22 protein-coding genes are annotated in these 25761 nt (G+C 37.0%); 9 read left to right on the forward strand and 13 right to left on the reverse strand.

Annotated features, from left to right (window positions below):
* The first annotated feature begins 129 nt into the window (after positions 1-129).
* Entirely contained in the window at positions 130-633 is a 504-nt protein-coding gene (locus EHQ43_RS18615) for a 3D domain-containing protein (RefSeq protein WP_244242901.1), read from the forward strand.
* Between the two features lie 56 nt (positions 634-689).
* Here the strand turns inward: EHQ43_RS18615 and EHQ43_RS18620 are convergent, their stop codons facing one another.
* From EHQ43_RS18620 to EHQ43_RS18630, 3 genes are all read right to left on the reverse strand, one after another.
* Positions 690-1070 carry a VOC family protein gene (locus tag EHQ43_RS18620; RefSeq protein WP_135740794.1) on the reverse strand — a complete coding sequence of 127 codons (381 nt, stop codon included), beginning with the start codon at positions 1068-1070 and terminating at the stop codon, positions 690-692.
* Between the two features lie 80 nt (positions 1071-1150).
* Positions 1151-1894 carry a helix-turn-helix domain-containing protein gene (locus tag EHQ43_RS18625; protein ID WP_135772009.1) on the reverse strand — a complete coding sequence of 248 codons (744 nt, stop codon included), beginning with the start codon at positions 1892-1894 and terminating at the stop codon, positions 1151-1153.
* A 58-nt stretch (positions 1895-1952) separates the two neighbouring features.
* Positions 1953-2609 carry a TetR/AcrR family transcriptional regulator gene (locus tag EHQ43_RS18630; protein WP_135772010.1) on the reverse strand — a complete coding sequence of 219 codons (657 nt, stop codon included), beginning with the start codon at positions 2607-2609 and terminating at the stop codon, positions 1953-1955.
* Positions 2610-2736: 127 nt separating this feature from the next.
* Here EHQ43_RS18630 and EHQ43_RS18635 point away from each other — a divergent pair, with 127 nt between their 5' ends.
* Both EHQ43_RS18635 and EHQ43_RS18640 read left to right on the forward strand, forming a co-directional pair.
* Entirely contained in the window at positions 2737-3393 is a 657-nt protein-coding gene (locus EHQ43_RS18635; protein ID WP_135772011.1) for a DAPG hydrolase family protein, read from the forward strand.
* Complete coding sequence (locus tag EHQ43_RS18640) at positions 3377-3979, forward strand: glutathione S-transferase family protein (RefSeq protein WP_135740798.1); 603 nt, start codon at positions 3377-3379, stop codon at positions 3977-3979. Before EHQ43_RS18635 ends, EHQ43_RS18640 begins: the two co-directional genes overlap by 17 nt.
* Here the strand turns inward: EHQ43_RS18640 and EHQ43_RS18645 are convergent.
* Both EHQ43_RS18645 and EHQ43_RS18650 read right to left on the reverse strand, forming a co-directional pair.
* Positions 3971-4894 carry a cation diffusion facilitator family transporter gene (locus EHQ43_RS18645; RefSeq protein WP_135742379.1) on the reverse strand — a complete coding sequence of 308 codons (924 nt, stop codon included), beginning with the start codon at positions 4892-4894 and terminating at the stop codon, positions 3971-3973. The two genes, EHQ43_RS18640 and EHQ43_RS18645, sit on opposite strands and share 9 nt — an antisense overlap.
* A 90-nt stretch (positions 4895-4984) precedes the next feature.
* Positions 4985-6877 carry a putative bifunctional diguanylate cyclase/phosphodiesterase gene (locus EHQ43_RS18650; protein ID WP_135740799.1) on the reverse strand — a complete coding sequence of 631 codons (1893 nt, stop codon included), beginning with the start codon at positions 6875-6877 and terminating at the stop codon, positions 4985-4987.
* Between the two features lie 88 nt (positions 6878-6965).
* On the opposite strand from EHQ43_RS18650, the gene EHQ43_RS18655 reads away from it, so the two are divergent.
* Positions 6966-7475 (forward strand): acyl-CoA thioesterase, encoded by a 510-nt coding sequence (locus tag EHQ43_RS18655; protein ID WP_135740800.1) that lies wholly within the window; start codon positions 6966-6968, stop codon positions 7473-7475.
* On the opposite strand, the gene EHQ43_RS18660 is transcribed toward EHQ43_RS18655, so the two are convergent.
* The 8 genes from EHQ43_RS18660 to EHQ43_RS18695 form a co-directional block, all read right to left on the reverse strand.
* A complete protein-coding gene (locus tag EHQ43_RS18660; RefSeq protein ID WP_135740801.1) occupies positions 7472-7792 on the reverse strand; it encodes a DUF1330 domain-containing protein in 321 nt (106 codons plus the stop codon). The genes EHQ43_RS18655 and EHQ43_RS18660 overlap by 4 nt on opposite strands.
* A complete protein-coding gene (locus EHQ43_RS18665; RefSeq protein ID WP_135772012.1) occupies positions 7782-9008 on the reverse strand; it encodes an MFS transporter in 1227 nt (408 codons plus the stop codon). The genes EHQ43_RS18660 and EHQ43_RS18665 overlap by 11 nt, the downstream gene beginning before the upstream one ends.
* 83 nt (positions 9009-9091) lie before the next feature.
* Positions 9092-9664 (reverse strand): gamma carbonic anhydrase family protein, encoded by a 573-nt coding sequence (locus EHQ43_RS18670; protein ID WP_135740803.1) that lies wholly within the window; start codon positions 9662-9664, stop codon positions 9092-9094.
* A gap of 9 nt (positions 9665-9673) precedes the next feature.
* Entirely contained in the window at positions 9674-11635 is a 1962-nt protein-coding gene (locus EHQ43_RS18675; RefSeq protein WP_135740804.1) for a 7TM diverse intracellular signaling domain-containing protein, read from the reverse strand.
* Between the two features lie 47 nt (positions 11636-11682).
* Complete coding sequence (pheT, locus tag EHQ43_RS18680; protein ID WP_135772013.1) at positions 11683-14082, reverse strand: phenylalanine--tRNA ligase subunit beta; 2400 nt, start codon at positions 14080-14082, stop codon at positions 11683-11685.
* A gap of 42 nt (positions 14083-14124) precedes the next feature.
* Complete coding sequence (locus EHQ43_RS18685) at positions 14125-16209, reverse strand: bifunctional diguanylate cyclase/phosphodiesterase (RefSeq protein ID WP_135753606.1); 2085 nt, start codon at positions 16207-16209, stop codon at positions 14125-14127.
* Positions 16199-17443, reverse strand: a complete 1245-nt coding sequence (locus EHQ43_RS18690) for an amidohydrolase family protein (protein ID WP_135740807.1) — start codon at positions 17441-17443, stop codon at positions 16199-16201. Before EHQ43_RS18690 ends, EHQ43_RS18685 begins: the two co-directional genes overlap by 11 nt.
* Before the next feature lie 154 nt (positions 17444-17597).
* The gene (locus EHQ43_RS18695) at positions 17598-19508 is read right to left on the reverse strand and encodes a RecQ family ATP-dependent DNA helicase (protein ID WP_135772014.1); all 1911 of its coding nucleotides are present in this window, start codon (positions 19506-19508) and stop codon (positions 17598-17600) included.
* A 59-nt stretch (positions 19509-19567) separates the two neighbouring features.
* Here EHQ43_RS18695 and EHQ43_RS18700 point away from each other — a divergent pair, with 59 nt between their 5' ends.
* The 5 genes from EHQ43_RS18700 (at position 19568) to EHQ43_RS18720 (ending at position 25761) form a co-directional block, all read left to right on the forward strand.
* On the forward strand, positions 19568-21124 hold the full coding sequence (locus EHQ43_RS18700; RefSeq protein ID WP_135753603.1) for an MBOAT family O-acyltransferase: 1557 nt from the start codon (positions 19568-19570) through the stop codon (positions 21122-21124).
* Positions 21114-22391, forward strand: a complete 1278-nt coding sequence (locus EHQ43_RS18705) for a DUF1574 domain-containing protein (RefSeq protein ID WP_135772015.1) — start codon at positions 21114-21116, stop codon at positions 22389-22391. Before EHQ43_RS18700 ends, EHQ43_RS18705 begins: the two co-directional genes overlap by 11 nt.
* A 56-nt stretch (positions 22392-22447) precedes the next feature.
* The gene (locus tag EHQ43_RS18710) at positions 22448-24154 is read left to right on the forward strand and encodes a caspase family protein (protein WP_425269671.1); all 1707 of its coding nucleotides are present in this window, start codon (positions 22448-22450) and stop codon (positions 24152-24154) included.
* Positions 24155-24551: 397 nt separating this feature from the next.
* Complete coding sequence (locus EHQ43_RS18715) at positions 24552-24917, forward strand: LIC_10421 family protein (RefSeq protein WP_135740812.1); 366 nt, start codon at positions 24552-24554, stop codon at positions 24915-24917.
* 112 nt (positions 24918-25029) lie between these two features.
* Positions 25030-25761 carry a cell division protein FtsQ/DivIB gene (locus EHQ43_RS18720; protein WP_135740813.1) on the forward strand — a complete coding sequence of 244 codons (732 nt, stop codon included), beginning with the start codon at positions 25030-25032 and terminating at the stop codon, positions 25759-25761.

Here is a 25761-nt window from a genome sequence, read left to right on the forward strand (position 1 = left end):
ATAGCATCTGTTACTTCGATTGGATTTGTTTCCATACAATTGGAAAGATGATATGGCTTTAAACTTGGACAAACACCTGTTAAATGGATTGATGGACTGATATAATCCAACCCATTGTCAGAAGAATAATTGATCCGAAAAACTTCCTTTGTTTCTGTTTGTCCAAGTTTAAAGCCATATCATCTTTCCAATTGTATGGAAACAAATCCAATCGAAGTAACAGATGCTATCTGGAAAAATCCAAGGTATATTTTTTTTGAAAAAGAAGCCATTCATAATCGTAAATCCAATTCGTTTCCCATCGGACCATTGGGAAGTGGTGGCATAAGGCTTGTCGAAGGTCGATCAGTGGCGATGGACAAACAAATTCCCCTTGGATTTCCAGTCCTTTTGAGTTTTCCTTCCACCAAACAGACATATCATGACCATCTGGCATTTGTTCACGATCGTGGGAATGCCATCCAAGGCGAAGGAAGAGTTGATTTTTATTTAGGCAATGGATTTGGAATTGATGAGGTTGCAAACCAACTGTTAACCAAAGGAAAAGTAGTATTACTTGTTCCACGAAAAAATGACTGCCAAACTGTTTACTCTAAAGAATGTAACCGTCGGCAATCAAAATCAATGGAATGATCCTAATATAAAAATCTTAGTCTAAATGATTTTTATATTTAAGGATCGTATGGTACTTATTTCATAGAACTGAGTCCAATTTGGTTTCCTTCAGAATCTTCACAAATGGATACAAATCCAAACTTGCCGATAGAAAACTTTTGCCGAACTAATTTTCCACCATAAGATTTTAATTTATTTTCATCCAATAAACAATCTTCAACACTAAAATAAACCAATGTTCCACCTAACCCAGGCTTTTGGTATTTTGATTCCACAAGTGCACCAGAAGAACCATAAATAGCCATATCAGAAGAAAAAACTTTCATTTTTGTTTCACCAGTTGGGTCGATTAGATCTTCTAAGGTTTGTTGGCATATATTTTCATAAAATTTCGCGGCTCTATCCAATTGATTCACGTAGAGATCAAACCAACCAATGGCATTTGTTTTTGTCATATCATTATCCTCCATCATGAAAGGTATTGTTTTCATGATGATTGATCTTACTTCAAAAATGTAAGTTAGGATTGTATAAATCAGACATCGAAGTGTTTAAAATATTCTTTTGGTGTGTAACCTGTGATTTTACGAAAGGAGTGGATGAAATGAGATTGGTCTGTATAAAAATCGAGATAATGGCCTTTTAATGCCTTTTGTAATCTGATTATTTTTAAAAAATCGTGAGGAGAAAATCCTGTTGCCTGTTTGAGTTTACGTTGTAACTGTCTTGGAGATAAGTTTCCATAAACTGCCATATCCTCCACCGACTCAATCTCATCCAAATTTTCTAAGATTATACTGATTAATTCATTGTTCTTTACAATTCCTTCTTTCAATAATGTTTGCACAAGTTCTGAAAAGATATCAGAAAAATTTTCAAACTCTAAATGCAACAGACGGATTGCCGTTGCCACGAGAGGTAAGTTCCCTTGATAAGGTTGGTCCACAAACCCAGAAACGATTTCTTTTGGATTCCCTTGCCACATTCCCGGCAAAAATTGAATGCCTGTATAATGAAACTTTTTACCTAAATTGAGTGTTACGTATTCTGTTTTTCTCATCGTGATTGCGGCAATTTTTGTATCCAATAAATTAAGTAGCAAATTCACACAGGCATCTGGAATCACATGTAGGATAAAATCTTCCTCTAACATCTGAACTGTTTTCATTTCCCAGTAAGAATGGACAATGGACTGTAATTCTTTAGGTGCCTTGATTACCTTGAAGGAAACAGCATGATACTTTTTATGAATGCCATCATTGATTGGATCGTATCTCATTAAAGTATTTCCTATTTGTTTCCTGTTTCATAGAATTAATGAATGGATGGCCTTCAATTCATTTTTGATTCGATATACCTAGGTAAAAAATTGAGAATATAGATTCGATTTCTGCATTTACTTCGATTGGATACTTAGGTGCTAATACAAACTTAGTTATCAAAAAACTGGCACCCAAACTAAACGAAGCTCGGACGATTTGATTTGGATCTAAGTCTTTGCGAATATCACCTTTTTCCTGAAAATAACGAAAAGCTTCCAATGAGGTATCATACAAATTAATTTTCCACAATTGTCCAAATATCTCTGCAAATTCTTTTGAAAATAGAAGGGCGCCAAGTAAAAGTTTTAATTTTTGTGGTTCTTTGGCAACAGCTTCATACCTTGCTTTTATTATCGCAATATACCAATCCTTAAAATTTGGATTTAAGGTTTGAAGTCTATGTTTTAAATCCGTCATATGTCCTGGCAAAATTGTCTGAAAAAGTAAACCAGCTAACACTCGCTTGTAAAGATCATTTTTTGTAGGGAAATATTTAAACAAAGTTCGTTCTGTAACCCCTGCTTGTTTTGCTAGTTCTGCGGTAGTTGCCCCACTGAATCCTTGTTCTGCAAAAACTTGCTCAGCCGCATTTACTATGTCTTTTTCCTTCTCTGAGTAAGGATTTTGATAGGATTCAAATTCATTTTGTAGCAGTTTTAAGGTAAGTTTCATGGGTTACATCTAGCTCGTAATATATCATTTTTCTCCAATGGTTATTTTTTTCGATTGATTTTTTGTATAGTATTTACTTTACAATGGTTTTAATTGAGTATAGTGTATACTATACATGAGGGGTTTTATGAAACGAGTCAAATTAGGGTTGTTACCCATACTTGAAATTGAATGGCTTCGGAAATCTGTGGATTCGGCTAAATCTGGAAGGGAAATTTTACCCGATGGGCGAGTGAAATATTGGATCCAACATGAAATTCTAAAGGAAGTAGCGCCTAAAATGTTGGTTTGGTGGTTTCAAAATCTGGAAGGAGACATCGAATACAAAGGAAAACATTACAATCGATACCATGTATGGCATCCAGAAGACCATGTTCATGTGAGTTATGAAAAACGGAAAGAAGATGGTTCGATCGGACCTGGCGCTGTATTACGAATCGTAGAATACCTTGGCCGACAAAAAAAGTATTTAGTCAATGTAATTAGTCCGATTGAAAAATTGGATGAGGATGGATTCATTCATAATCCTAAATTATATGGATTATTACCTTTAGCAAGAATGGAATACCGTTTCCAACAAACCGATGACGGAACATATTATGAGAATTGTCTAATTGTCGGATGGAAAGGATTTTCATTTCGATTTTTAAGACCAATTTTTGAGTTTCTATTCTTTGACAAAAAACATGGATATGCTTGGATCAAACATAATATAGAAGAAGTTGGTCAGTTTCAAAATTTTTTGCCTGATCTCTATAGGAAAGAAAATGAAAATTTACGGTGATAGTCAATCGGGTAATTGTTACAAACTAAAGTTAGTCGCTTCGTTCTTAAAGATACCTTATGAGTGGATTGAGTTAGATATCAAAAATGGAGATACCAAAACTGAATCATTTCTCAAATTAAATCCAAATGGTAAAATTCCCATCCTTGTTTTCGATGATGGAAGGGTTTTATCTGAATCAAACGCAATTTTGAATTTTTTGGCAGAAGGAAGTGAATTGTTACCAAAGGATCCATTTGAAAAAGCAAAAGTATTACAATGGCAGTTTTTCGAACAATACAGTCATGAACCTTATATTGCTGTTGCAAGATTCATCCAACATTATTTGGGAATTCCAGAAGATAGAAGAGTCGAGTATGAATCAAAACAAGTTGGTGGTCATAAAGCTCTCAAGGTAATGGAAATTCAATTAGAGAAAACACCCTATTTGGTCGGAGATTCGATGACTTTGGCAGACATTAGTTTATTTGCATATACGCATGTTTCTCATGAAGGTGGATTTGATTTATCACAATATCCAAAAATTAAAGAATGGATCCAAAGGATCCAAAATCAAAAATTATTTCTTCCTATGAATTCAATTTAGATGGAGATTACACTTTTCTTCGTCTGTTTCTAATTCTATCGTTGTGTGTACGATATCGAAGTTGGATGCAATTTTTCTAATTTGTTCTTTGATGTTTTGGAATTGATTTGGTTTTGTTTTTTTGTCGATCAAAACATGGAGAGAAGCAACATGATTATTGCCATCCAAACTCCAAATTTTGATGTCATGTACTGATCTGACACCTTTGATATGCTCCCATTGAACAATTAAATCTGATCGATTGAGAGATACTGGTACTGCTTGTAAGAAAATTCGCATCACCTGTTTAGTGTTACCATATGCATTATATAAAATCCATATAGCAATACACAGAGATAATAATGGATCAAACCAAGGAAGATCCCAAAAGTACATAAACACACTGCCGATAAGAACTGCGACCCATCCAAGTATATCCTCTAAAAAATGTAAAAAAACAGCTTTTTCTGAAAAACTAGTCCCATGATGCAAACGAATCATGGCGATTCCATTCACGACAACACCAACAATTGCAAGTCCAAACATAACATCAGCCTTGGATTCTGCAGGAGTGATGAATCGTTTGATTGATTCAATGATCATAAAAATGGAACCAACGGATAATAAAACTGATATGATTAATGCACCTAATATTGAAAATCTTTTGTATCCATAATCAAAATGGCGATCTTTCGGTTTTGTAGAAACTTTTTGCAGATACCAAACAAAAGCTAGTGAAAGGGCATCACCGAAGTCATGGAATGCATCCGAAATGATGGCGATGCTATTAGAATAAATGCCACCAACCAATTCAAAAATAGAAAAGATTAAATTTAAAATGAATGCCCATGCTAAATTTTTGGAAGCAGATGTGTGATGGTGTGAATGGTTTTTGTGTTTTGTTTGGTGATCTGAATGATCGTGGCCATGTCCCATGTGGATAGAATGAAAAATGTAATGATTGGATGCAACTAGGAAAGAGAAATCTATCAAACACTCGTTTAGTTTAAAAGATGCAATTCAATTTCATTCGAATAGAATCATTGGTTTTGAATATAGATAACCTTGTACAATATGGCAGGAAGTTTTTTTAAGTCGATGGATTTGTTCCTCTCGTTCAATGCCTTCTGCTATTGTTTTTAAACCAAGAGAATCAGCTAAATGGCAAATAGATTCCAATAATAAAAAGTTTCTATCTGATATAGCAATGTCATCCAAGAATGATTTGTCGATTTTTAGTTCATCGAACTGTATTTTTTGCATATAATGTAATGAAGAGTAACCTTTTCCAAAATCATCTAAGGAAACCGAGATTCCATTTGATCGAAGGGAAGACACAATCTTCTGGATAGTTTCTATTTCATCAATAAATACATCTTCAGTTATTTCAAAAATGAGAACTTTAGGATCAATCGATTGTTCTTTTAAATATTCAATTACATATTCATTAAAATTTGGGTATAAAAAGAAGATAGGGGAGATATTGATTGAAATTTTAATTTCATTGCCGTAAGACGTTAAAAGTTTAGGGATCTGATTGACTACTTTTTGAAAAATATTTTTACCAAAGGGTACAATGAGCTCTGATTTTGTGATGATTGGAATGAATTCCTCTGGTGAAATATCTCCATAGTCATTCACACTCCATCTTGCGAGTGCTTCCAGTCCAACTACTGTTTGTGTTTTGATATCTACCTTTTCTTGGTAAGCGATTTTAAATTCATTCGATTCTATCGCTTTTTCTAATTGGTTTTTTAATTTTTGTTCTCTTTCAATTTTTTTCTCCATTTCTGGTTCAAACCAAACAAGGTGATTAATTGAGTTTTCTCTAGCAACATTCATGGCAATGGAAAGTTTGCGAATGACCTCATCCAAGTCATTAGCCTCGGTTGGAAAATGAATTCCAGATACTCGGTATTGCAATCGATGTCCTAATCTATCGGGTGTAAGAGTTTGATTGTTGTTCAAATCGAATTTGATGATGGCATCTTCAATTCTTGGTCTTGAAGAGTTTTCTATCCAAAGTATAAATTCATCTCCACCTAAACTCGCAATCAAAATATCTGGTCTCTCTGATGAGTATTGTTTTAATATATTTCCAATAAGAGCCAAAATCTGATCACCAAATCCAATGCCATGCAATGCATTGATCACTTTGATCCCTTTAATATTGATGAGTAAAACAAATGCGTCTTTTTGACCTTTTGAAATTCGGTTGTGAATGGAGGTTTCAAATAAATATCGATTTGGTAACTGAGTTAATGAATCGTAAAATGCTAGTTTGTCGATATGTTGATTAGATTTTAAAATTTTCGCTCTGGATTCTTTTAGATATATAATGTTTTTGATTAATTTGGCTCTTAACCTTTGGATCAAAAAACCTGAAAGGATGGAAAATATGATCAAACTAACAGATTTAAAATACCACTCTCTTGGGCTTTGGTTTCTAATCCCTAATTCTTCTGGAAAAAATAAAAGAGAAAAGTAAACACAGATTCCGAAAACAGCGGGGACAATTGATATAAGAATAGCTGAAATTAAACTAGGGATTGGTGGCAGAAATACAAAAAAGGAGATGATGATGAAGGCAAGAGAGATTTCTCCAGTTCCCAGTAGTCCACTTCTAAAAAATGATAATACAGAAATAAATATCGCAGTGCCAATCAAAGTGAATACCCGAAAAATAAGTGGGACTTTGTTTTTTAGGAGATACTCAAGTAAAAATAAAACTGAAATTCCTAAGTTAACGATGAAAAAAATAAAATCAATTTCGCCAGATTTCGTAAAATACGGCGTTAGGTGTAAAGTTGCTGCAACTAAAAAAAGCCCGGAAGCTGCGATTAAAAAACTTCGAAGCAGTGGACCTGTGTCTTTTCGAAATTTTAGCCAATAGACATAGTTTCGTTTGTCAGTGATCATTTGTCCGCTACTTCCAAAATTTGTCTAAGGTCGGCATGTTTAAAAAAGTCTTTTCGAAACAAAACGTCAAGACTAAGTTATCCTCATTGTGCCCTCTCCTAATGAATTATCACCAAAGTCACCGCAAGAGTCAGCCGTCGAAACCAGACATATTGTTTTGCCCAATGATGCCAACCATTATGGAACTGCGTTTGGTGGCGCCATAATGAGTTGGATCGACTTAATTGCAGCGATGTCAGCACAAAGACATTCCGGAAGGGAAGCTGTCACAGTAAGCATTGATCGTATCAACTTTATCACACCAATCCAGATAGGGGATCATGTCAATTTGAAGGCAATGGTCAATTATGTGGGTACTACTTCGATGGAAGTGGGAGTGCAGGTGAACCGTGAAAATCCTTATACTGGTCAGATGGTTCGGGCAACAACCGCCTATCTTTCGTTTGTTGCGTTAGATGAAAACAAAAAACCAGCTCCAGTTCCTCCACTGAAATTAGAAACGGAACTTGAAAAACGCCGTTATGCGGAAGGGAAAATGCGGATCGAAATGGCAAAAGAATTTGCAGCAAAAATCAAAGCGAGCCGCAAAATCATTTAATTTATAATATGTTCGTACTCGGCAATTTGAGTTGTACTTTCTACCGATGGAACAAAATATTTTTCCCTAATTTTTTTGTATTCGGGATCTGCAAAAAAACTCTGTTTTCTTTCTTTGTTTTTGAAGTAAATGAGAAATACTCGATTGATAGGGTTTTCTGTTTCTGATTTTAAAGTTTCTTGGATTTTGAAATCATAACGAAAACCACCTTCATAAAGTTCCAAAATACTTTTCATTGCCTTTCGATATTCTGCATATAGATTTTCATCTTTTACCTGCAAACCAACAATTGTTTCCCAGTGTGATTTATGATCCATGATAAAAATTCAACCTACCTCTTTTTTGGATGTAATACAATGTAACGATTGAAACAAAAATCAAAAAAGGTATACTCACTAAATTTAAAGATAACCAACCAATTTTATGTTCGAGATAACCTGCACTATAAGTGGATAGGATTGCAAACGAATAAACAATTGTATCGTTGATAGCTTGGATTGAATTTTTTTCAGAAGGATGGTACTGTTCTACAAGTAAGTTTGTACCACCAACATACATAAAATTCCATCCAATACCAAGGAAGATAAGAGCTACTGCAAAAGGCAAAAATTCTGTTCCTTGTAAGGCAGAAATACATTCGAGTCCCATTACAAAAACACCTAATAGAATCAAAAAAGGTGCCGTCATTTTCCGAACCAAAAATCCAGAGAAAAATGAAGGAATGTACATCCCTAACACATGCCATTGCAAAACAAGTGTAGATGCATGCATGGCATGGCCATGTGATTTCATCGCAACTGGAACAGCTGTCATAAGCATTGCCATTAAACCAAAACTAAATGCAGTAGCAAGGATCGAAACCCAAAGTCCTAAGTTTTTAAAATGAAATGATAGGGGACGAGTCACATCTCTTGGTGAAATCAGTTCCATTGTACTTTCTTCTATTGCTTTGCGTTTGTTAGGTGATGGAAGGAAGGTGATCAATGCAAATTGCAAGGATAAAGAAGCCACCAAAATCAAATAACATCCCAAAAACATAGAGGAAGGGAACAGGTCCTTACCTTGTAAACCAGCAAGTGGTCCTAAAAAGGCAGCTGGTATCCCTGCAATTAAAATCCATGAAAGAGCACTTGCTCGGTCATGAGTTGCTACAGATTCCATTGCTACAAAACGAAGATATTGGATAAAAGATTGGTGAAGACCAAATAACAAGTGTGCTAAGGTAAATAGAATAAAACTTTTTTCCCACATCGCATATGTTGCGAGGATGGCTCCAAAAATTCCAATGATCGTACCAAGCAGTAAACCATATTTACTACCATACCATTTCATAAACTTAGAAGCTGGTACAAGTCCAATGAGTGTTCCCAAAATCACAAAGGAAACTGGAAGGGAAGCTGATTCAGGGGAAGGAGCGATTGTTTGGCCAGCAAGGGCAGAAACTGCCATAATCATCACCGTGCCAATTTGGAAGACAGTTTGAGTGATAGAAAAAATTCCAAGGACTTTTACTTTATTAAAGAAATGGTTCATAGATCAGATGGTTGTATCCAAGTTTATATTTTCTATTTATAATTATGTTCTAATTTAGACAGATTCTTTCGGATAGGATCTGTCTAAATCCCAAGTTTTGCGATGATTTCTTTTGCTTGGGAGACAAAATGAACTTCTTCTTCTTTTTGGAAGGGTACAAATACATTTTGTTCAAATCGTACGGATAAATGAGCATACTCAATACATCCCGCAACAGTAAGTTCAGGTTTGGCTTTTCCTGGAAAAATTTTAATATCAGAACCATCAGGCACAACTAGAGATCTTGGTGGGATTTTTTTTCCACCTCGGATCATACAACCTGCTGCAATTTGAGATCCATCCCCAATCTCTGCATTGTCGAGGACAATCGAACCAATACCAACAAGAACTCCTCGTCCAATTTTACAACCATGGATCATCACATTATGACCAACTAATGTCCATTCACCGATAGTGATAGGACTTGTGGAGTCCGTATGCAAAGTGGAATTATCCTGGATATTCACAAAACTACCCAATTTGATTTGGTTCATATCTGCGCGTACCACGGCTCCTGGCCAAATGGAAACTGACGTTCCAAATTCAATCATTCCGAAAGCTGTGGCATTCGGATGGATGAATGGTTTTGAAAAATGGGGAATTTGATTATAAGCCATGTATCAAAGTCAACTTAGACTTTGAATTTCGCAACCGATAAATGTAATGTCATCCTGTTTTGCTTGTCCATCAGTGAACAAAGAGAGTTCACTTAACACTTTTGCCATCGAATGGTCCAAACTTAGTTTTAAGTTATCTTTAAGAATTTCATACAACCTGTCTTCGCCAAAGAGTTCCTTTTCAGCATTAAATTGTTCGAAGATTCCATCTGTGAATAAAAAAATTCGATCTCCTTCTTCGATTTGGTGTTCGATAAGTCGGTATTGTGTATGGTCCATAAGGCCAATGATTTTGCCTGTTCTTGGTAAAAGTTTGATATCATAAATCCTTTGGTGGATTTGATCAGGGTGACCAGCAGATGCATAGAACAATTGTTTGTTTTTTAAATCAATATCGCAAACCGAACATGTAAAAATAGTCTGAATGTTACTATACTTATTGATAAAGATTTGATTCATATGGAATACCAAATCATCGGGATGGTCATAAATCATTTTTAAGGATTCGTATTCTGCCTTGATTGCCATCGTAATGAGAGCGGCTTGGATACCATGACCTGTTGCATCAGCAACAAAGATTCTATAATAGTCGGTTTTCACTTGTGTGAGGTCATAAAAGTCACCGCCTACTTCAGACATCGATTGGTAATAAGAGTGAAAATGGATTCGAGGATCACTCGTTTTGATATCAGAGAATAAAGTTTTTTGGATTTTTTTGGCAACGTTCAAATCTTTTTTGATGAGGTTTAATGATTCATCTAAAGTTTTTGTGCGTTCTCTTACTTTTTCTTCAAGGGTAACAAGGGCTTCTGCTTGTGTATTTGCCTTCTCCTCTTTGAGTTCATTAATTTTATTTGCAAGAGCGAGTGATAAAATGCCTGCTTCCAATGTGGAACCAATTTGGTTTCCGTATATTGTGAATACATTGACTGGTAGAATACCATTCTGCATTAAAGTATACATTAAAATTCCAAAGAGTAATGTTATCCAACCGAACAAAAACAATCTAGCCTGTTTATTGCCTGTACTATAATTGACAAGAGCGACAACAAGTACTGATACAACAAATAGTTGAGCAATGAAGTTTCCAATCCTAACTGCAATGTCAATAGGTAAATATGCGTATGGAATGAGAATATAAAACAATACAAGGTATTTTAAGGATTGGATGAGACGATGTGACCATGGATTAAAGTCTCGCAAATTCAAGGTTTGTTGCGCAAATGTCCAACCAGTAATTGCAGAACAAGTTACGATGATACTTCCAATTCGATTGTGAATCTCTGGATGATCCAAAGTAAATACTTGGTTCAGAATACCATTCAGATACATTTGCAACATCAGATTACAAAAAATTGAAATAGAATACGTGATATAAGCTTTTTCTTTTAAAATAAAATAAATAAATAAATTATATATCACCATGATAAAAATGGTGCCGTAAAAAAATCCAAGGATTGTGTTTTCTAAATTCTCTTTTAGATAGAACGTTTCTTTAGAATAAAATCTGATTAGATAACTGATGTTTGAAGACGATTTAGTTTCCAAAATCAGAGTTTTTGTTTCGCCAACAGGCCAATTGAGTTCAAAAGCAATGGATTTTGAAAATGCATCCCAATGAGAATGAGCTATAAAATCCCCACCTTCCTTGATAGGTTCTGGATTTCCTTCTTCAAACACTCTGATAAAATCCAAATGAGGATTCCCTAAATCTAAAATAAGTTTGTTAACTGAAGTTAAGTTAGTGGCTTTGATTTTGAGATATACATGTTCAGATTGAAAACCTAAACTTAAATTATTCTTAAAGATAGGTGTCCATCTCAGTTTCGCAAGATTAACATCATTTCCAGAATGGATCGCATAATCAATTTTTTGAGGGACAAAACTTTCGTCGCTTATTGACTTTTGGATCTCCCATCGGGAACAAGCAAACAAACTTCCCGATAGAATGATGAGATATAAAATCCGCATAAACTCGAATGATTTCCCAATAAAAATTGGAATTTGTCAAAGCAAATTTATCGCAAAGAATAACCGTTAGTTTTTGCTGTTTCCACTAAATTGTCAGATAGTTCTTTGAATCGTTCTTGGGTAAAAGTTTTATCATAGGACATAAGTCGAAAACGATAGGTAACTGATTTTTTCCCATCACCAACAGATTCCCCACGGAAGATCGTTTGCACATAAACAGATTCTAATTCTGGAATTCTTAATTCCTTTACTAAGTTAACAAAGGATTCTGTTGGTTCGGAATCATTCAAAAGGAGGGAAAGATCAAGTTGACCCTGTGGGAAATGAGATGGCGGAATAAAATGGGAATTTCTAGCATAAGTTTCCCAAACTTCAACCAAAACTTCCATATTGATTTTGGAAAGGATAACCCGACGTTTAAGATCATAAATATCGGCAAAACGAGTGTGAAGGATTCCTAGTTCAACAATTTCCTTTCCATCATAGGTTAAAACCAAACTAGCATTAGGGTGAAAATGATTTCGTAGTTGTTTTGACCATTCAAACTTAGGTAAGTTTAAAAACAAAAAGAGTTCTGAAATGGTTTCTCTGACTTGGAGGAATTCACCTTCCACCAAAGATAGTTCTGTTGGTTTGTGTTTGGATAAAGAGAGAATGGAAAGCCAACGTTTTTCTTCTGCTAATTCAGTACCTTTTCCTTCTTTATGATAGGTTCTGCCTAATTCAAACAAATTCACAGAATCAAAACGATCTTGGTTTAACTTCGCTTGTTTGATAAGCCCTGGATACAAACTTGTGCGGAGGAAGGCATGTTCTTCCGGCATTTCATTGGCAATTTTTAAAGAAGTTTCTGTATAAGCCACTTCAAGTTTTGCATCAGCCGAAGAAGCAAACGAATAATTGTATACTTCGTTGAATCCGACTTCCAATGATAAAAATTGTTTTACTCTTCGTTCCAATTCACGGAGTGGGTTCCGGATCGGAGTTTCCACTGCCATAGAAAGTGCTTCCGTTCGGATTGAAGCGTAACCAATGGTCCTACCAATTTCTTCAACGAGGTCTTCTGGTATCGTAACATCATAATTTTGTCTATATTTAGGGACAACGACAGATAACGATTCATCCTTTACTGTAACAATAAAACCTAATCGTTGTAAAATGTCTGTTACTTCATTGAGACTAATCTTTTTTCCAAGTTTGTTTCGAAGGAAACTTAAATTGGTATTGATTGTAACAGATTTGGTCTCGGTATCGTTGAAACCTTGAGGTTCAAATACCTTTACATTTGGATTTCCGTTTTCTATGAGTAGTTGTACAGCACGTTTGATCACCGGCAAACAAGTGTAAGAGTCCAATCCTTTTTCATATCGAACCGCTGATTCTGTACGTATATTGGTTTTTCGAATGGTGAAACGTACATCTTCTCTTTTAAAGACTGCGGATTCCATTACGATATCTTTTGTGGAATCGGTGACAGCTGAATCTTTTCCTCCCATAACTCCTGCTAAAGCGACAGGAGTTTCTCCATTTTGGATAAGTGCGATACCCTTTGGAAGAGTAGGAGAGGTATCATCAAGAAGTGCAAAACTTTGCCCTTCCTTGGATTTGGATACAGTAAAGATTGTGGACTTTAATTTGGAACGATCGAAAAAATGAGTGGGTTGGCCGAGTTCTAATAACAAATAATTGGAGACATCTACTACATTATTGATGGAACGTATTCCACATTTTTCTAATCGGGATTTGATTTTTGGAATAGAATTTGTGATATTTACATTTTGAATCGCACAAACATAATATGCATGTGCATGATCTGATTTCTCAACCGTTAAACCTTGGTTATCCGATTCCCATTTTGTATTTGATTCGAGTGGAAACGTATTGAGGGGAATTTGTAGTTGGCTTGCGAGTTCCCTTGCAAATCCAAAATGGTTCCAAAGGTCAGGTCTATGTGTGATAGACTTATTGTCGATGGTGAGAATGGTATCTTCCCATAGAAAGAGTTTGCGAACTGAAATGCCAAGAGTTGTGTCTTTGGGAAGGATGAGGACACCTGAAGATTCTAATGCCATGCCCAATTCTTTTTCAGAACAATACATCCCCTGGGAGCGAACACCACGTAGTTCAGAATCTAAAATTTCTTTTCCATCCAACTTGGTACCTGGGAGTGCCAAAGGAACAATGTCACCTGCTGATACATTGGTTGCAGCTGTGACAATTTGGTATTCTTTTGTCCCGTCAGTGGCGATGGTCGTTTGTAATTTTTCCGCATTGGGGTGTTTTTCGAGGGATTTGATTTTGACAGTGATAACGGATGATAGGTGGGCTTTGAATTCTTCCACATCGTCAATTTCACAAATCGATGTATTAATTTTTTCCAGAACTGTTTCGAACGGAATCTGGGAGAGCGGGGTAAAATCGTTTAGCCAATCAACTGAAAGTTTCAAGTGAAATCCTTATTTGTTAAAAATGGCAGGAAAGCGAACGGGTCAATCGGAAATTCCAAGTTCAGTTTTTAGAAAATGCAGGCAGTCCTCAGAGGTCATTGGTCTGGCAAAATAAAATCCTTGGATTTGGTCGACACCACTTTCAGCAAGTAATTGCACTTGTTCTTCGGTTTCTGCTCCCTCTGCCACAACGCTCAAACCAAGGTTATGTGCAAGGTTGGAAACAGCGTGAATAATGGTTTTGGAATCCTTGTCGGTTGTGATTTCGGAAACAAAAGAGCGGTCAATTTTTAATGATGAGATTGGGAGCTTTTTTAAGTATCCCAAACTACTGTAACCAGTTCCAAAATCATCGATAGCAATTTTAGCACCAAGTTTACGGATTTCTTGCATCGTACGAACAGCGGCATCTGCATTTTCCATGACAGAACTTTCAGTAAGTTCCACTTCTAAATCATGTGGATCCACTTTGAATAATTTTAGATTTTCGGCGATTGTTGAAATGAGTCTTTCGTGTTTGAATTGTTTGGTGGAGATATTCACTGCCATGGTAATTTCTTTGATCCCAGAATCTTTCCATTCTCGCATAGTTTTGATGGCTGACTTGATCACCCATTCTCCAATCGCAAGGATCATACCCGTTTCTTCCGAAATCGGTATAAATACATTTGGCGAGATAAGTCCTCGTTCCGGATGGCGCCATCGGATTAATGCTTCAACACCCACAGGTTTTTTAGTATACAAATCAATTTTGGGTTGGTACATCAAAGTGAATTGGTTTTCGATGATGGCAATCCGCATTCGGTTTTCAATTTCCAAACGTTCGGCAACCACGGTTTGTAGTTCTTCAGTGAAAAACACGTAACAGTTTTTACCTTGTGACTTGGCTAAATTGAGGGCACTGTCTGCGTTTTTAAGAAGTGTATTGGTATCTTTTCCATCTGTTGGGTATAAGGCGATCCCGATTGAAATGTTTACAAAGATTCGTTCACCATCAATGATAAAGGGATGGGTCATGGCATCTAAAATTGCCTCAGAAATCACTGCGGCATCCCTTTCGTTGGATAAATCTGGTAAGACTACATTAAACTCATCCCCACCTTGTCGGCTGATAAGATCATACACACGAATGCTTTCGCGAATGCGGTAGGCAACGAGTTTGATGATTTTGTCACCAAAGTCATGGCCTCGGGAATCATTGATGATTTTAAAATTATCCAAGTCAATTGCAAGGATACCCACCAAATTTCCATGACGCCTTGCTTCTTCAAAAATAGGAAAGAGTTTGTCGATGAGTGAGTTCCGATTCGGAAGGTTTGTGAGTTGGTCAAAAAATGCCATATAGGCAATTTTTTCTTCTGCATGCCTTCTTTGGGTGATATCAAGAAAGGCAACGGCTAGGCCAAAGTTTTCAATCGGAATGGGTGTTGCTAAAATATCAAACCAAGTGATTTTATCTTCTTTGATCATTCCAATTTCCAAATTACGGATCACTTCTTTGTGCCGAAGGGCCCGCATCAAACTGGATTTTCGTGGGTAAATTTTGGTTCCATTCGGTTGGATGAGAGTGTACTTCCGAATGTTTAATGTACGATTGAGAAGTTCTCCATCTTGGATATCGAAGTAAGTCCTTGCTGTTTTATTGGTTTCAATGATTTTTCCTTTTTCATCAGTGATGGCGATGCCCATTGGAAGGTTATCAAAGATAGACTTGTACTTCTGTTGTTGTAATAAAAATTCAAAGGAAATATCTTTTTGGATCGTTACATCCCGGTCAAATCCCAAAATGATTTTGGATTCACGAAGAGGGATCAGCAACCAAATGATCCAAACTTCTTCTTTGGATTTGGTTACAAGACGATTTTCGAAATTCACAATATTCGGATTTTCACCCAAACTATTAAATGTGTTCTCCGTATTTTCTTTATCGTCTTCTTGTGTGAATTTAAGGATGGATTGTCCCACCAATTCCTTTGGTTCAAATTCTAAAAAACGTGCAAATCGATCTGTGACCGAAATAAAATGCCCTTCCCAATCTAAGACTTGGAAACTGTTTGGGTATTCGGTCAGAAGGGATTTAACAGTGAGACCAGAGAGAATTTTACTGCCTAAAGGCTCATTTCGCATGTATTTCTTTGCCTAAATAATAGACCGCTTCGATAGATCCCGGAAATTTGAACCCTTCGAATGGCGACCATCCGGACTTACTTTTAATCATTGATTTTTTAAATTCAACTGGTTTTTTTAAATTTAGGACAGAAAAATTTGCCGCATAACCTTCGTTAATTATTCCAACGCCTTTTCCAAATTTTTTTGGTAAATAGGCTGCTACAAACTCACCAGGATTTTTAGAGCAAATTTTAGCAATAAGGGTCATTGGAATGTTTAAATTTAGTATCATATATGTGACAAAAAGTCCATACGTATCCAATTGTGAAATGCCACTTGTACCTTTTTGTTTTTCTTCGATCGAATGGGGTGCATGATCGGTCGCTAAATAATCAATATGCCCATCAAGTATGCCTTTTACCATCGCTTCTCGATCTTCACGTCCTCGAAGTGGTGGGTTCATTTGAAACCATTTGTGATTGGTTTCGGTTAACATATCGGTATCAAACATCAAATGGGTTGGAGTCACTTCGCATGTGACTTTCACACCGCGTTGTTTTGCAGCAATGATCTTCGAAAGACCGTCTTTTGTCGAATAATGGCATAGTTTCCCTTTGAGGTTGTACTTCTCGATTAGATACAATGCAAAATCTGTGGCAACAGTTTCGGCTTCTTTGGGACGCCTTGTTTCATGTGTGGGTTGGTCTTTATTGGCAATGAGAATCTCTGGGTCTTCACAATGAAAACTTACATCTTGGCCTTGGTAGTGTTTGATCACCTCTTCGAGTGAAGGGTTGTCATGGAAAAAAAGTTCCCCAATGGAAGGACCCATAAACACTTTATAAGGAACTTTTTTGGATAAAGGTTTTGTATGAGGACCTATACCTGCATATAATGTGATATGAATCGGCGCTTTTTCGGTTAGCGCTTGTTTTGCGGCGTATGTTTCATCATCAATGGGAGGGACAGGATTGTTTGGCATATCAGCTACATGGATCACTCCACCATTAATCGCTGCGGCACTTGCCGATAAAAAATCTTCTTTATATGTATGTTTGCCTGATACGTCTTCTCTTGCATGGATATGGATGTCTCCAAACCCTGGAAAAATCACACAATCTTCTGAGAATTGGCGAGCACTTGGATCCAAGCCTTCTTTTACGTAAGTGATGTGTCCTGTGGTTGGATCAAATCCAATGGTACCTAAAAATTCTCTTTCATGAGTTACGATTTTTCCTGCAATTGATTCCATTTTGTCCCCTTCATTCAGCAGATTCTAAGAGGGAAGGAAAGTTTCAAGGGAATTTAAAGTGAATTCTTTTCAGATCATCCTATTGGATCTGCAAAAATAACAAAGGAATTCTCAAAGACATTATTGTTGATTGATACAAAAGTTGTTTTCTAGTTTAGTCCCATTTTGCCAAAATTTCAATGATATCATTTCCAAACCTTTCCACTTTTGCAGGGCCCACTCCTTTGGTGGCTTCCAATTCGGATAAATTTTTTGGTTTTCTTTCGGCAATTCGTTTGAGGACAGGATTCTGAAAGACCATAAACTTTTTCCATTTGAGTTGTCGTGCTTTCCGATCCCTATAATTCATCAGTTCTTTTAAAATTTGTGAATTTAATGATGGAACTTTTTTAGGTTTAGAATTTTTGCTATCCGCCTCATTTGAGTTAGATGAAGCAGAAAGTTTTACTTTTGTTTTTGAAAAATTTGGTAAATATAACTTTGGATACTTAGCTCCTGCGACCAAAACTTTTTTTTCTTCTACCCAGGTTTCTAATTTGGCAACAACTGCTTCTTCTGGGATCCCTTCCAATTTTCCATGGAATGGATTTCGTTCCATTCGATAACGAAGGACATCTTTTGTTCGTTTGCCAACTAATGTTTTTGCAATGATGTTTTTACCAAAAACTGCAGGGTGTTCCTTTAAAAAATTTTGAATGGTTTCTTCTTCCCATTCTGAAAGTGGGTGTTCTCTTTTTTCATTTTTTTTCTGGAGTTTTACTTTTTCCGAAGTTATGAATTTGTTTCGATTAACACTAACGCCTGTTTCTGTACAGATATCACATTTCCCACAAGGCGAAATGGTTTCCCCAAAATAGGAACATAGTTGTACCTGCCTACAAATTTCATTGTTAGCATACTCTTTTATATATTTGAGTAAAGTATCCCCACCTTTGAAGTTTGTTTCTTTTGACAACATAAACATTTGGGTTGCAACATCACCTGATTTGTAAAATAATACACATTCAGAGTTTTGGTTATCACGACCAGCACGTCCAGCCTCTTGGTAATATGCTTCTAATGAAGCTGGGACTTGGTAATGAACCACCAAACGTACATCAGGTTGATCCATTCCCATCCCAAAGGCATTTGTTGCCACAAGAATAGGAACTTTCCCCGAAGTGTATGCATTTTGTGTACGTTCCCGAATGCCATCTGTTCGGCCTGCATGGTATTTCCCTACTGAAAATCCAAAATCTTTTAAAAGTTCGTACACTTCGTCCGTTTTTTTTCGTGTGGCACAATAAACAATGGCTCGACCAGGAAACTTGGTTCCATCTTTCCATGGTTCTAGAAGTTCCATGAGACGGTCGACTTTCTCTCTTTCTTGGCTTGGGTATTCCACACTGAATTTGAGATTGGGTCGAAAAAATGTCGAAAGTACAACGTTTGGTGATCGCATTCCCAAAGAAGCTTGTACATCGGTTTGTACTTTTTCCGTTGCCGTGGCAGTCAGTGCTAAAATTGGGAAATGGGGATTGGGATGTTTTTCTCGTAAAACATGGATTTGGCGGTATTCCGGCCGAAAATCATGACCCCATTGTGAAACACAATGGGCTTCATCCACTACCAAAGCGAACAAATTCATTTCGCGTAAAATTCTTAGAAAACCGTTGGATAGGGCTCTTTCGGGAGAAACGAGTAAAACACGAATCTCTCCTCTTACCGCTTGGGAGAGGATGGTCATTTGTTCCACTTCGTCTTGTGTAGAATTACAAAATGCAGCTGGAATTCCTTTGGCAAGTAAACTTTCGGTTTGGTCTTTCATCAGTGCGATGAGCGGAGAAATAACGAGCGTTAGTTTGTCTTTTTGGATTGCTGCAGGTAATTGGTATATAAGGGATTTTCCCGCACCTGTAGGCAAAATTGCAAGAGTGTCCCGACCATCCAAGACAGATGTAATGGCATCCCTTTGGCCTGGGCGAAATTCAGAAAAACCGAATTTGGTTTTGAGTTCCGAGAGTAGATCCAAAGTAACTCTTAGATTTTTGGTAAATAGGAACGGGTCAACGATAAGATTCTCCATTTTTCTTGCATTTTTGAATTTTACAGAATCTACTAACCTAGAAATTGTAACGAAGACCGATGCTTTTTAATACCTTTGTCTTTTTTCTATTCTTTATTGTCGTGTATTCGGTCTTTTTAGGCTTTGGATGGTTTGCCAAAAAACAGAAATGGGCATATCGTGCGCAAAACATTTGGTTACTTTTTGCTTCTTATTTTTTCTACGGATGGTGGGAGTGGTTCTTCCTAACCCTTATCTTAGTCAGTACGATCATCGACTATGTAGCAGCCAGATTCATTGAATCCTCCGAACACCAATTCCGAAGAAGGATTTATCTATCAGTTTCCATTTTTGCTAATTTGGGCCTTCTTTTTACAATGAAATACTATGATTTTTTTGCAGTGAATCTCATCGATTCCTGGAACCAAATCGCCATATGGCTTGGTAGCACACCCGCAACCGATTCGAGTACATACCTTTTGAAAAACATTGTACTCCCTGTTGGGATTAGTTTTTATACCTTCCAAACCATGTCGTATACGATCGATGTGTATAGAAAACAAATCAAAGCAGAACGTGATTTTTTTGATTTTGCATTGTTTGTCAATTTTTTCCCACAACTTGTGGCAGGGCCCATCGAAAGAGCACAAGATTTACTCCCTCAGTTGAAACGACCAAAGTTCCCGACTATGGATGGTGTACAAAAAGGTTTGTACGACATCTTACTTGGTTACTTTATGAAAGTATATGTAGCTGATAATTTAGCAACATATGTTGACCAAGTTTTTTTTGCAGGGAAATCATTTTATGTTCAAAATCCCGAAATCATCCAAGCAATGGATGGCTCACAAGTGTTTGTGGGTGGGTTTTTATTTTTGACACAAATCTATTGTGACTTTGCAGGTTATTCCTTTATTGCACTAGGAATTTCAAGATTACTTGGTGTGACACTCACAGTCAATTTTGATAGCCCCGAGTTTTCTAAAACTCCGACTGAGTTTTGGAATCGGTGGCATGTAACATTGAATCGATGGTTTCGTGATTATATTTATATCTCTCTTGGAGGCAGTAAGTACGGAAAGTTCGCTCAATACAGAAATTTATGTATCATATTTTTCTTATCAGGGCTTTGGCATGGTGCCAATTGGACATTCATCACTTGGGGTTGTTTACAAGGTGTTTATACAATCATCTACCTAGTGGGTTTTTCCAATAAGAAGGATGATTTGGGTGTGAATTCAAATGAATCTTCTTCTTCCATTACTTCAAAGTTTTCAGCAATTCTTTCTGGAACTTTTAGTCGTATCTTAGTCTATTCACTTGTTTCGTTTAGTGCCGTTGCTTTCCGATCGTATGATGCTAATATGATGGTCGTTTATCTCCAAAAATTTCTTTCTTTTTGGACTTGGGATTTGTCACCGAACAATAATGTAAAAAATATGTTTGGGTTATGGGAAGAGTATTTTAAAATATTCCTACCTCTTCTAGTCATAGATGGGATCACTTATTTCAAAAAAGAAAGGTATTGGATATTTTTGACTCATCCCATTATCCAAACTTTTGTATTATCGTTTATGGCGTTTCTTATCCTCACAAGAGGTGTATTTGGAAAAGAGGTAATTTACTTTGCGTTCTAAATTTTTAGGCATTGGACTAACCCTATTATTCTTTTTGGTATTAGAAATCGTTGTTCGATTGACTGGTATCCACTACCTTGAACAACCAGAAATCTTTTTTGTAAATCTCAAAAAAAACTTTGTAGAATCAGGTAAAGGTGACGCCGACATACTCGTATTAGGTGATTCTCGTTCCATGGCCCTCTCTGGATATGCAAAGGACCAAAACACAGAATATTCTGTTTATAACCATAGTTTGCCAGCAATGGGACCAAAATACTATCGTTTCTTTTTAGATAAATATTTATCAAAAGGAAACAAAAAACCAAAAATGGTACTTTTTGCCGCCTCGCCAAAGTTATATGCAACTGGATACGGACCTCCTTTGTATGATCCAGATGCAAAAGTTGTCAAAGAAAACGAAACAATTGGAACATACTTAGAAAGAAGATGGAACGAAGGAATTGAAAAAAACTTTTTTCGTACACCTTCAAAACCGAATGTCATCAGTTATAGTGGAAAACAAGAAGACGCTAACCAAATCCTATGGGAATTTTTTGGCCATAGGTATCTCCATCAATTTACATTTTCAGAACTTTCAAAACAATATACTGGTATTGAACGTTTGTTTATTTTATCTAAGGCAACTCCACTTTTATATGATTCTTACAGGTTCCATGGTGCCATACGAAATGCATTAAGCCTTTCGAACTGGAAGGTAGACAAACAATACAAAGAAAAATCTATTTTCTGTGAATCATGTGAAAACATTGAAGCTGGATTATGCAAACCATCAGCTTCACAATTGGAAGACAATCTCACAATCGAAGACCAAATCAATCGACATTTTGGAAAATACAATATCTCTAATCGATTGAAACCAGAGTTGGTTTTATTTTCAAAACAACTGATTCGAAAAGAATTGGATGAAGAATTAAAACATCCCAATTTGAATTTTGATTCCAATCCAGATTTTGTCGTATTGGAAGATCTGATCGCCTACACCAAAGAAAAGGGAATTCCATTTGGTATGGTGTATATGCCTTGGATGAAGGAACGCCAAGAATCTCCTGAATCAAAGGCATTACTATCCAAGTTAATTATTTTTTTCCAAAACCACCCCGATACCAAACTCTTTTTCTTTCCTGATTTTTCCTACCCTTCAGAGCGTTTTGTAGATAATATCCATTACGATTGCCGAGGGGAAAAACGGGTAAACGAAGAATTCCGCCAATTTGTCCTCCCACAGGTCTTTCGTTTTTTAGATTCCAAACAAAAATCCAATTGATTTCCGATTTCTGGTACTGGAGAATGAGGCACTCCATTCGGACAAGAGGAAACCCAATCATGTTTTCGTTACGAAACATATTTGTTTGTATTCTAACTGCCTATCTCATCGGTTTACCGGTGTTTGCGCAGAACCGTTATGCGTTGTTCATAGGAACGAACTACAAAGGGAACACGGCAAAGATCCCCGAGTTGAATCTCTGTGAAGCAGATGCGAATTTTTTAAAAGAGAAGATCCAAAAAAAAGGAAACTTCAAGGATATCAAAGTCCTGTTAGGTTCCATGGTGACTCGAGACAATGTCAAAAACGCTATCTCTCAATTGGGAAAAGTGGTTGGGAAAGAAGATTCCGTCTTTTTGTATTTCTCAGGGCATGGAATGTACATGAAAGATGCGAAAGCCAAAAATGGAATGCGTAACTATTTAATTTGTTACGATCGCCCGCATATTTCTGATGAAGAACTCAATGAATTTTTAACCGAAATCAAATCTCCAAAAACAGTCCTTGTGATGGATTGTTGTTATTCTGGGGGGATTGCTAAAAAAGGAAAAAACACTCGTGGTGCCGCAGAGATCCCAATTGCCCAAGGCAATGATGGGGTTGTCCGTCAAAATGCTGAAGATTATTTTTTCCAAGACAAAGCAGTGATCTCTTCATCGGATGATGACCAAACTTCCATTGAAGTCGGAGGCACCATCAACCATGGTATCTTCACTTATAACTTTGGAAATGCATTGGAAAAAGCAGACCTTAACAAAGACAGCGTTGTCACTGCTTTGGAAGCCTTCTTTGTGGCAAAAGAGGAAACGGTAAAGATGGCCCGCCAATTCAGCCACGAACAAACCCCACAAGTCTCAGGGAATGCGGCTGGGATTTTCCTTTCTGGAGCACCGAAGCCACAAACACCTCCACCCAAACCACCAAATGTTGTTGTGAATGTTCCCATCACACCTGTAGAAACAACCACACCAAACAACCAAACAACAACCCCTGTGGCACCAGAGCCGGAACCAACTCCGGCCAACGAAACAACGGTTGTGATCCCACCAATCACAGAAGTGGAACCACCGGCTCCACCATCTGTTTCGACTGGGAATATCCTGATCCGTACGTCGATCATCCGAGATAAATCTTACGGAGGAGCTGCCACAAAATCTCCTTATGACCTCCTCAACAAACAAGGCAAACTGAGATCCTCAACTCCAGAAGACAAAGTGCGTGCGATCAAAGTCCTCGTCGATGACCAGGAATACAAAGCGCAAGTCACAACCGAAAAATCAAAAATTTGGGGTTCTATCACTAAAAATGGAACGTTAATCCCTGGTGATATTTACAATGTCAAAATTGACAATTTACCAGCAGGTGTTCACCAGATAGAGATTCGTGCGGACAATTATCCGATCTACAAAACAGCCACCGCTGTGATTCCAAAACAAACCGTGACCGTCGATGCGATGAGTTCGATGGATGGATTTGGTGCGATTCGTGGGCGAGTGTTTTTCAAAACATTGGATAACCCCATCGAAAAACACCCTATTTATATGCCAACAGTGGTATCAACAAACCAAATCTTTAAGGTCACAACTGACAAAGACGGATACTTTTGGTTTACCAACCTAAAACCAGGGAAATACGAAATCAGAGCGAGTTTTATGGAAGAAATGAAACTCGAAAACTCGGAGATTGTCGTGAAACCTGGGGAAGTGACAACGGTAGAAATCATCCTCAATAAAAAATTGAGTTATACCAAAACCAAATACTAACCATAATCCATTTGGCTCTAGGGTCCAATTGCCCCATTGGACTTTTCCAAGACAGAGACCCTCTCCGGAGGGTTTTTGATTTGGAATTTGGACAAAACATATGAAAAACCCTTTTTGGCGGAATGAATCAATTTCCTTGTGGCAAACTTTCTTGGTTTACCTCTTAAAACTAATACCTACTAACAAAGATTAATATAATCAAAACCGAAAAAAAGATTAAAATTAATCCAGGAATGATTAAAATTAATCTAAAAAGCAATAAATTTCCGATATTAAGGACTAATCTAAGTTTTTTTCCACTTTTTCCGATTGAATTTAATCCCTATTTTCGGAATTCTATAGTCATAAAAGAAAAAGGGAATCGGAAACAGAGGTTCCCAGATCTAGAGAGGATCACATGAAAACAACAAAAATAATCGCAACAGGGATCTTGGCAATGGGACTTGCAACAGCAAATCTTCATGCGTTAGACACAAACGACAGATTGGAACTTTTGGAGTCTGCTATGATTGAACAAGCAACCACTCCAGCGCAAAAATCTGCAGTTTCAGAATACCTTGCGAATGTTGCAAAAGAAAAAACAGAATTGGCCCAAGCCCTTCGTGAAAGAGCTGGTTCAACTCGTGGTGGTAAAGCTCTTAGCCAAATGAACGAGAAGAAGGAACTCCTTCGCCGTGCTGAGGCTCTTGAAAAAGAAGCTAAAAAATACCAAACTGTCTCTATGGACCTTCATTCAGAGTCCATGCAGGTAGCACAAAACTAAGCACTCAATTTTAACTTGAGTCTCGCGAGAAAGGTCAGGTTCGCCTGGCCTTTTTTTATGCCCTTTTGATAAATGCTTTCCAAACAACCTGAGTATGTGACATAATCAATATATGGTTGACACCCCCCAAGAAATCAAAGAAAAACGATTTGGGCGTGTGATTCCGATCCTTCTTGTCCTTTCAGGGCTTTTGGCTCTTGGACTTATTTTTCGATGGGGAAGGCCTGTCAAACCTGTGGAACGTTTGGAATGGGAAGGATTACAATACCTTTCTCCTCCAGATCTTTTGGACTACTTAGGGACAGATAGAGAATCACCAAACATGGGTGAGTGGAAAGATTGGGAAAAAAAACTCTCAAACCATCCTCGTGTGAATAAAGTTCGAATCACAAGGGATCCAGATGGATTTTTATTGATTCATATAGAGGAGAAAGTCGCAGAATTTGTCATACATGTAGGAAGTTCTCTTTATGAAGTGGATGAAAGTTTAGAAATTTTATCCCGTGACCAAGTCCTGAATACTCACTTAATCGTGGTAAGTGGACCATTTACTGTAGGAGAACACAAACTAGAAGGCCGACAGATTTTTGATATAACTAAAGAAATGCGATACGCCCTTTCCCTTTACCCAGCATTATCCACTCGAATCTCCGAACTTGTCGCTGAACGTGACGGTAATTATACTATGTTTTTAAAATCACCAAAACCTATGAAAGTTTTTTTAGGTGATAAATTAGAACTCAATAGCTTCCGCAAATTGTATGCATCACTTGCCTACATGGAATCAGAATCTATCAAAGCTGTAACAATTGATTTGAGGGGAGAAGACGCCGTTTACCATTAG

This window comes from Leptospira bouyouniensis (genome assembly GCF_004769525.1).
GTDB classification, from domain to species: domain Bacteria; phylum Spirochaetota; class Leptospiria; order Leptospirales; family Leptospiraceae; genus Leptospira_A; species Leptospira_A bouyouniensis.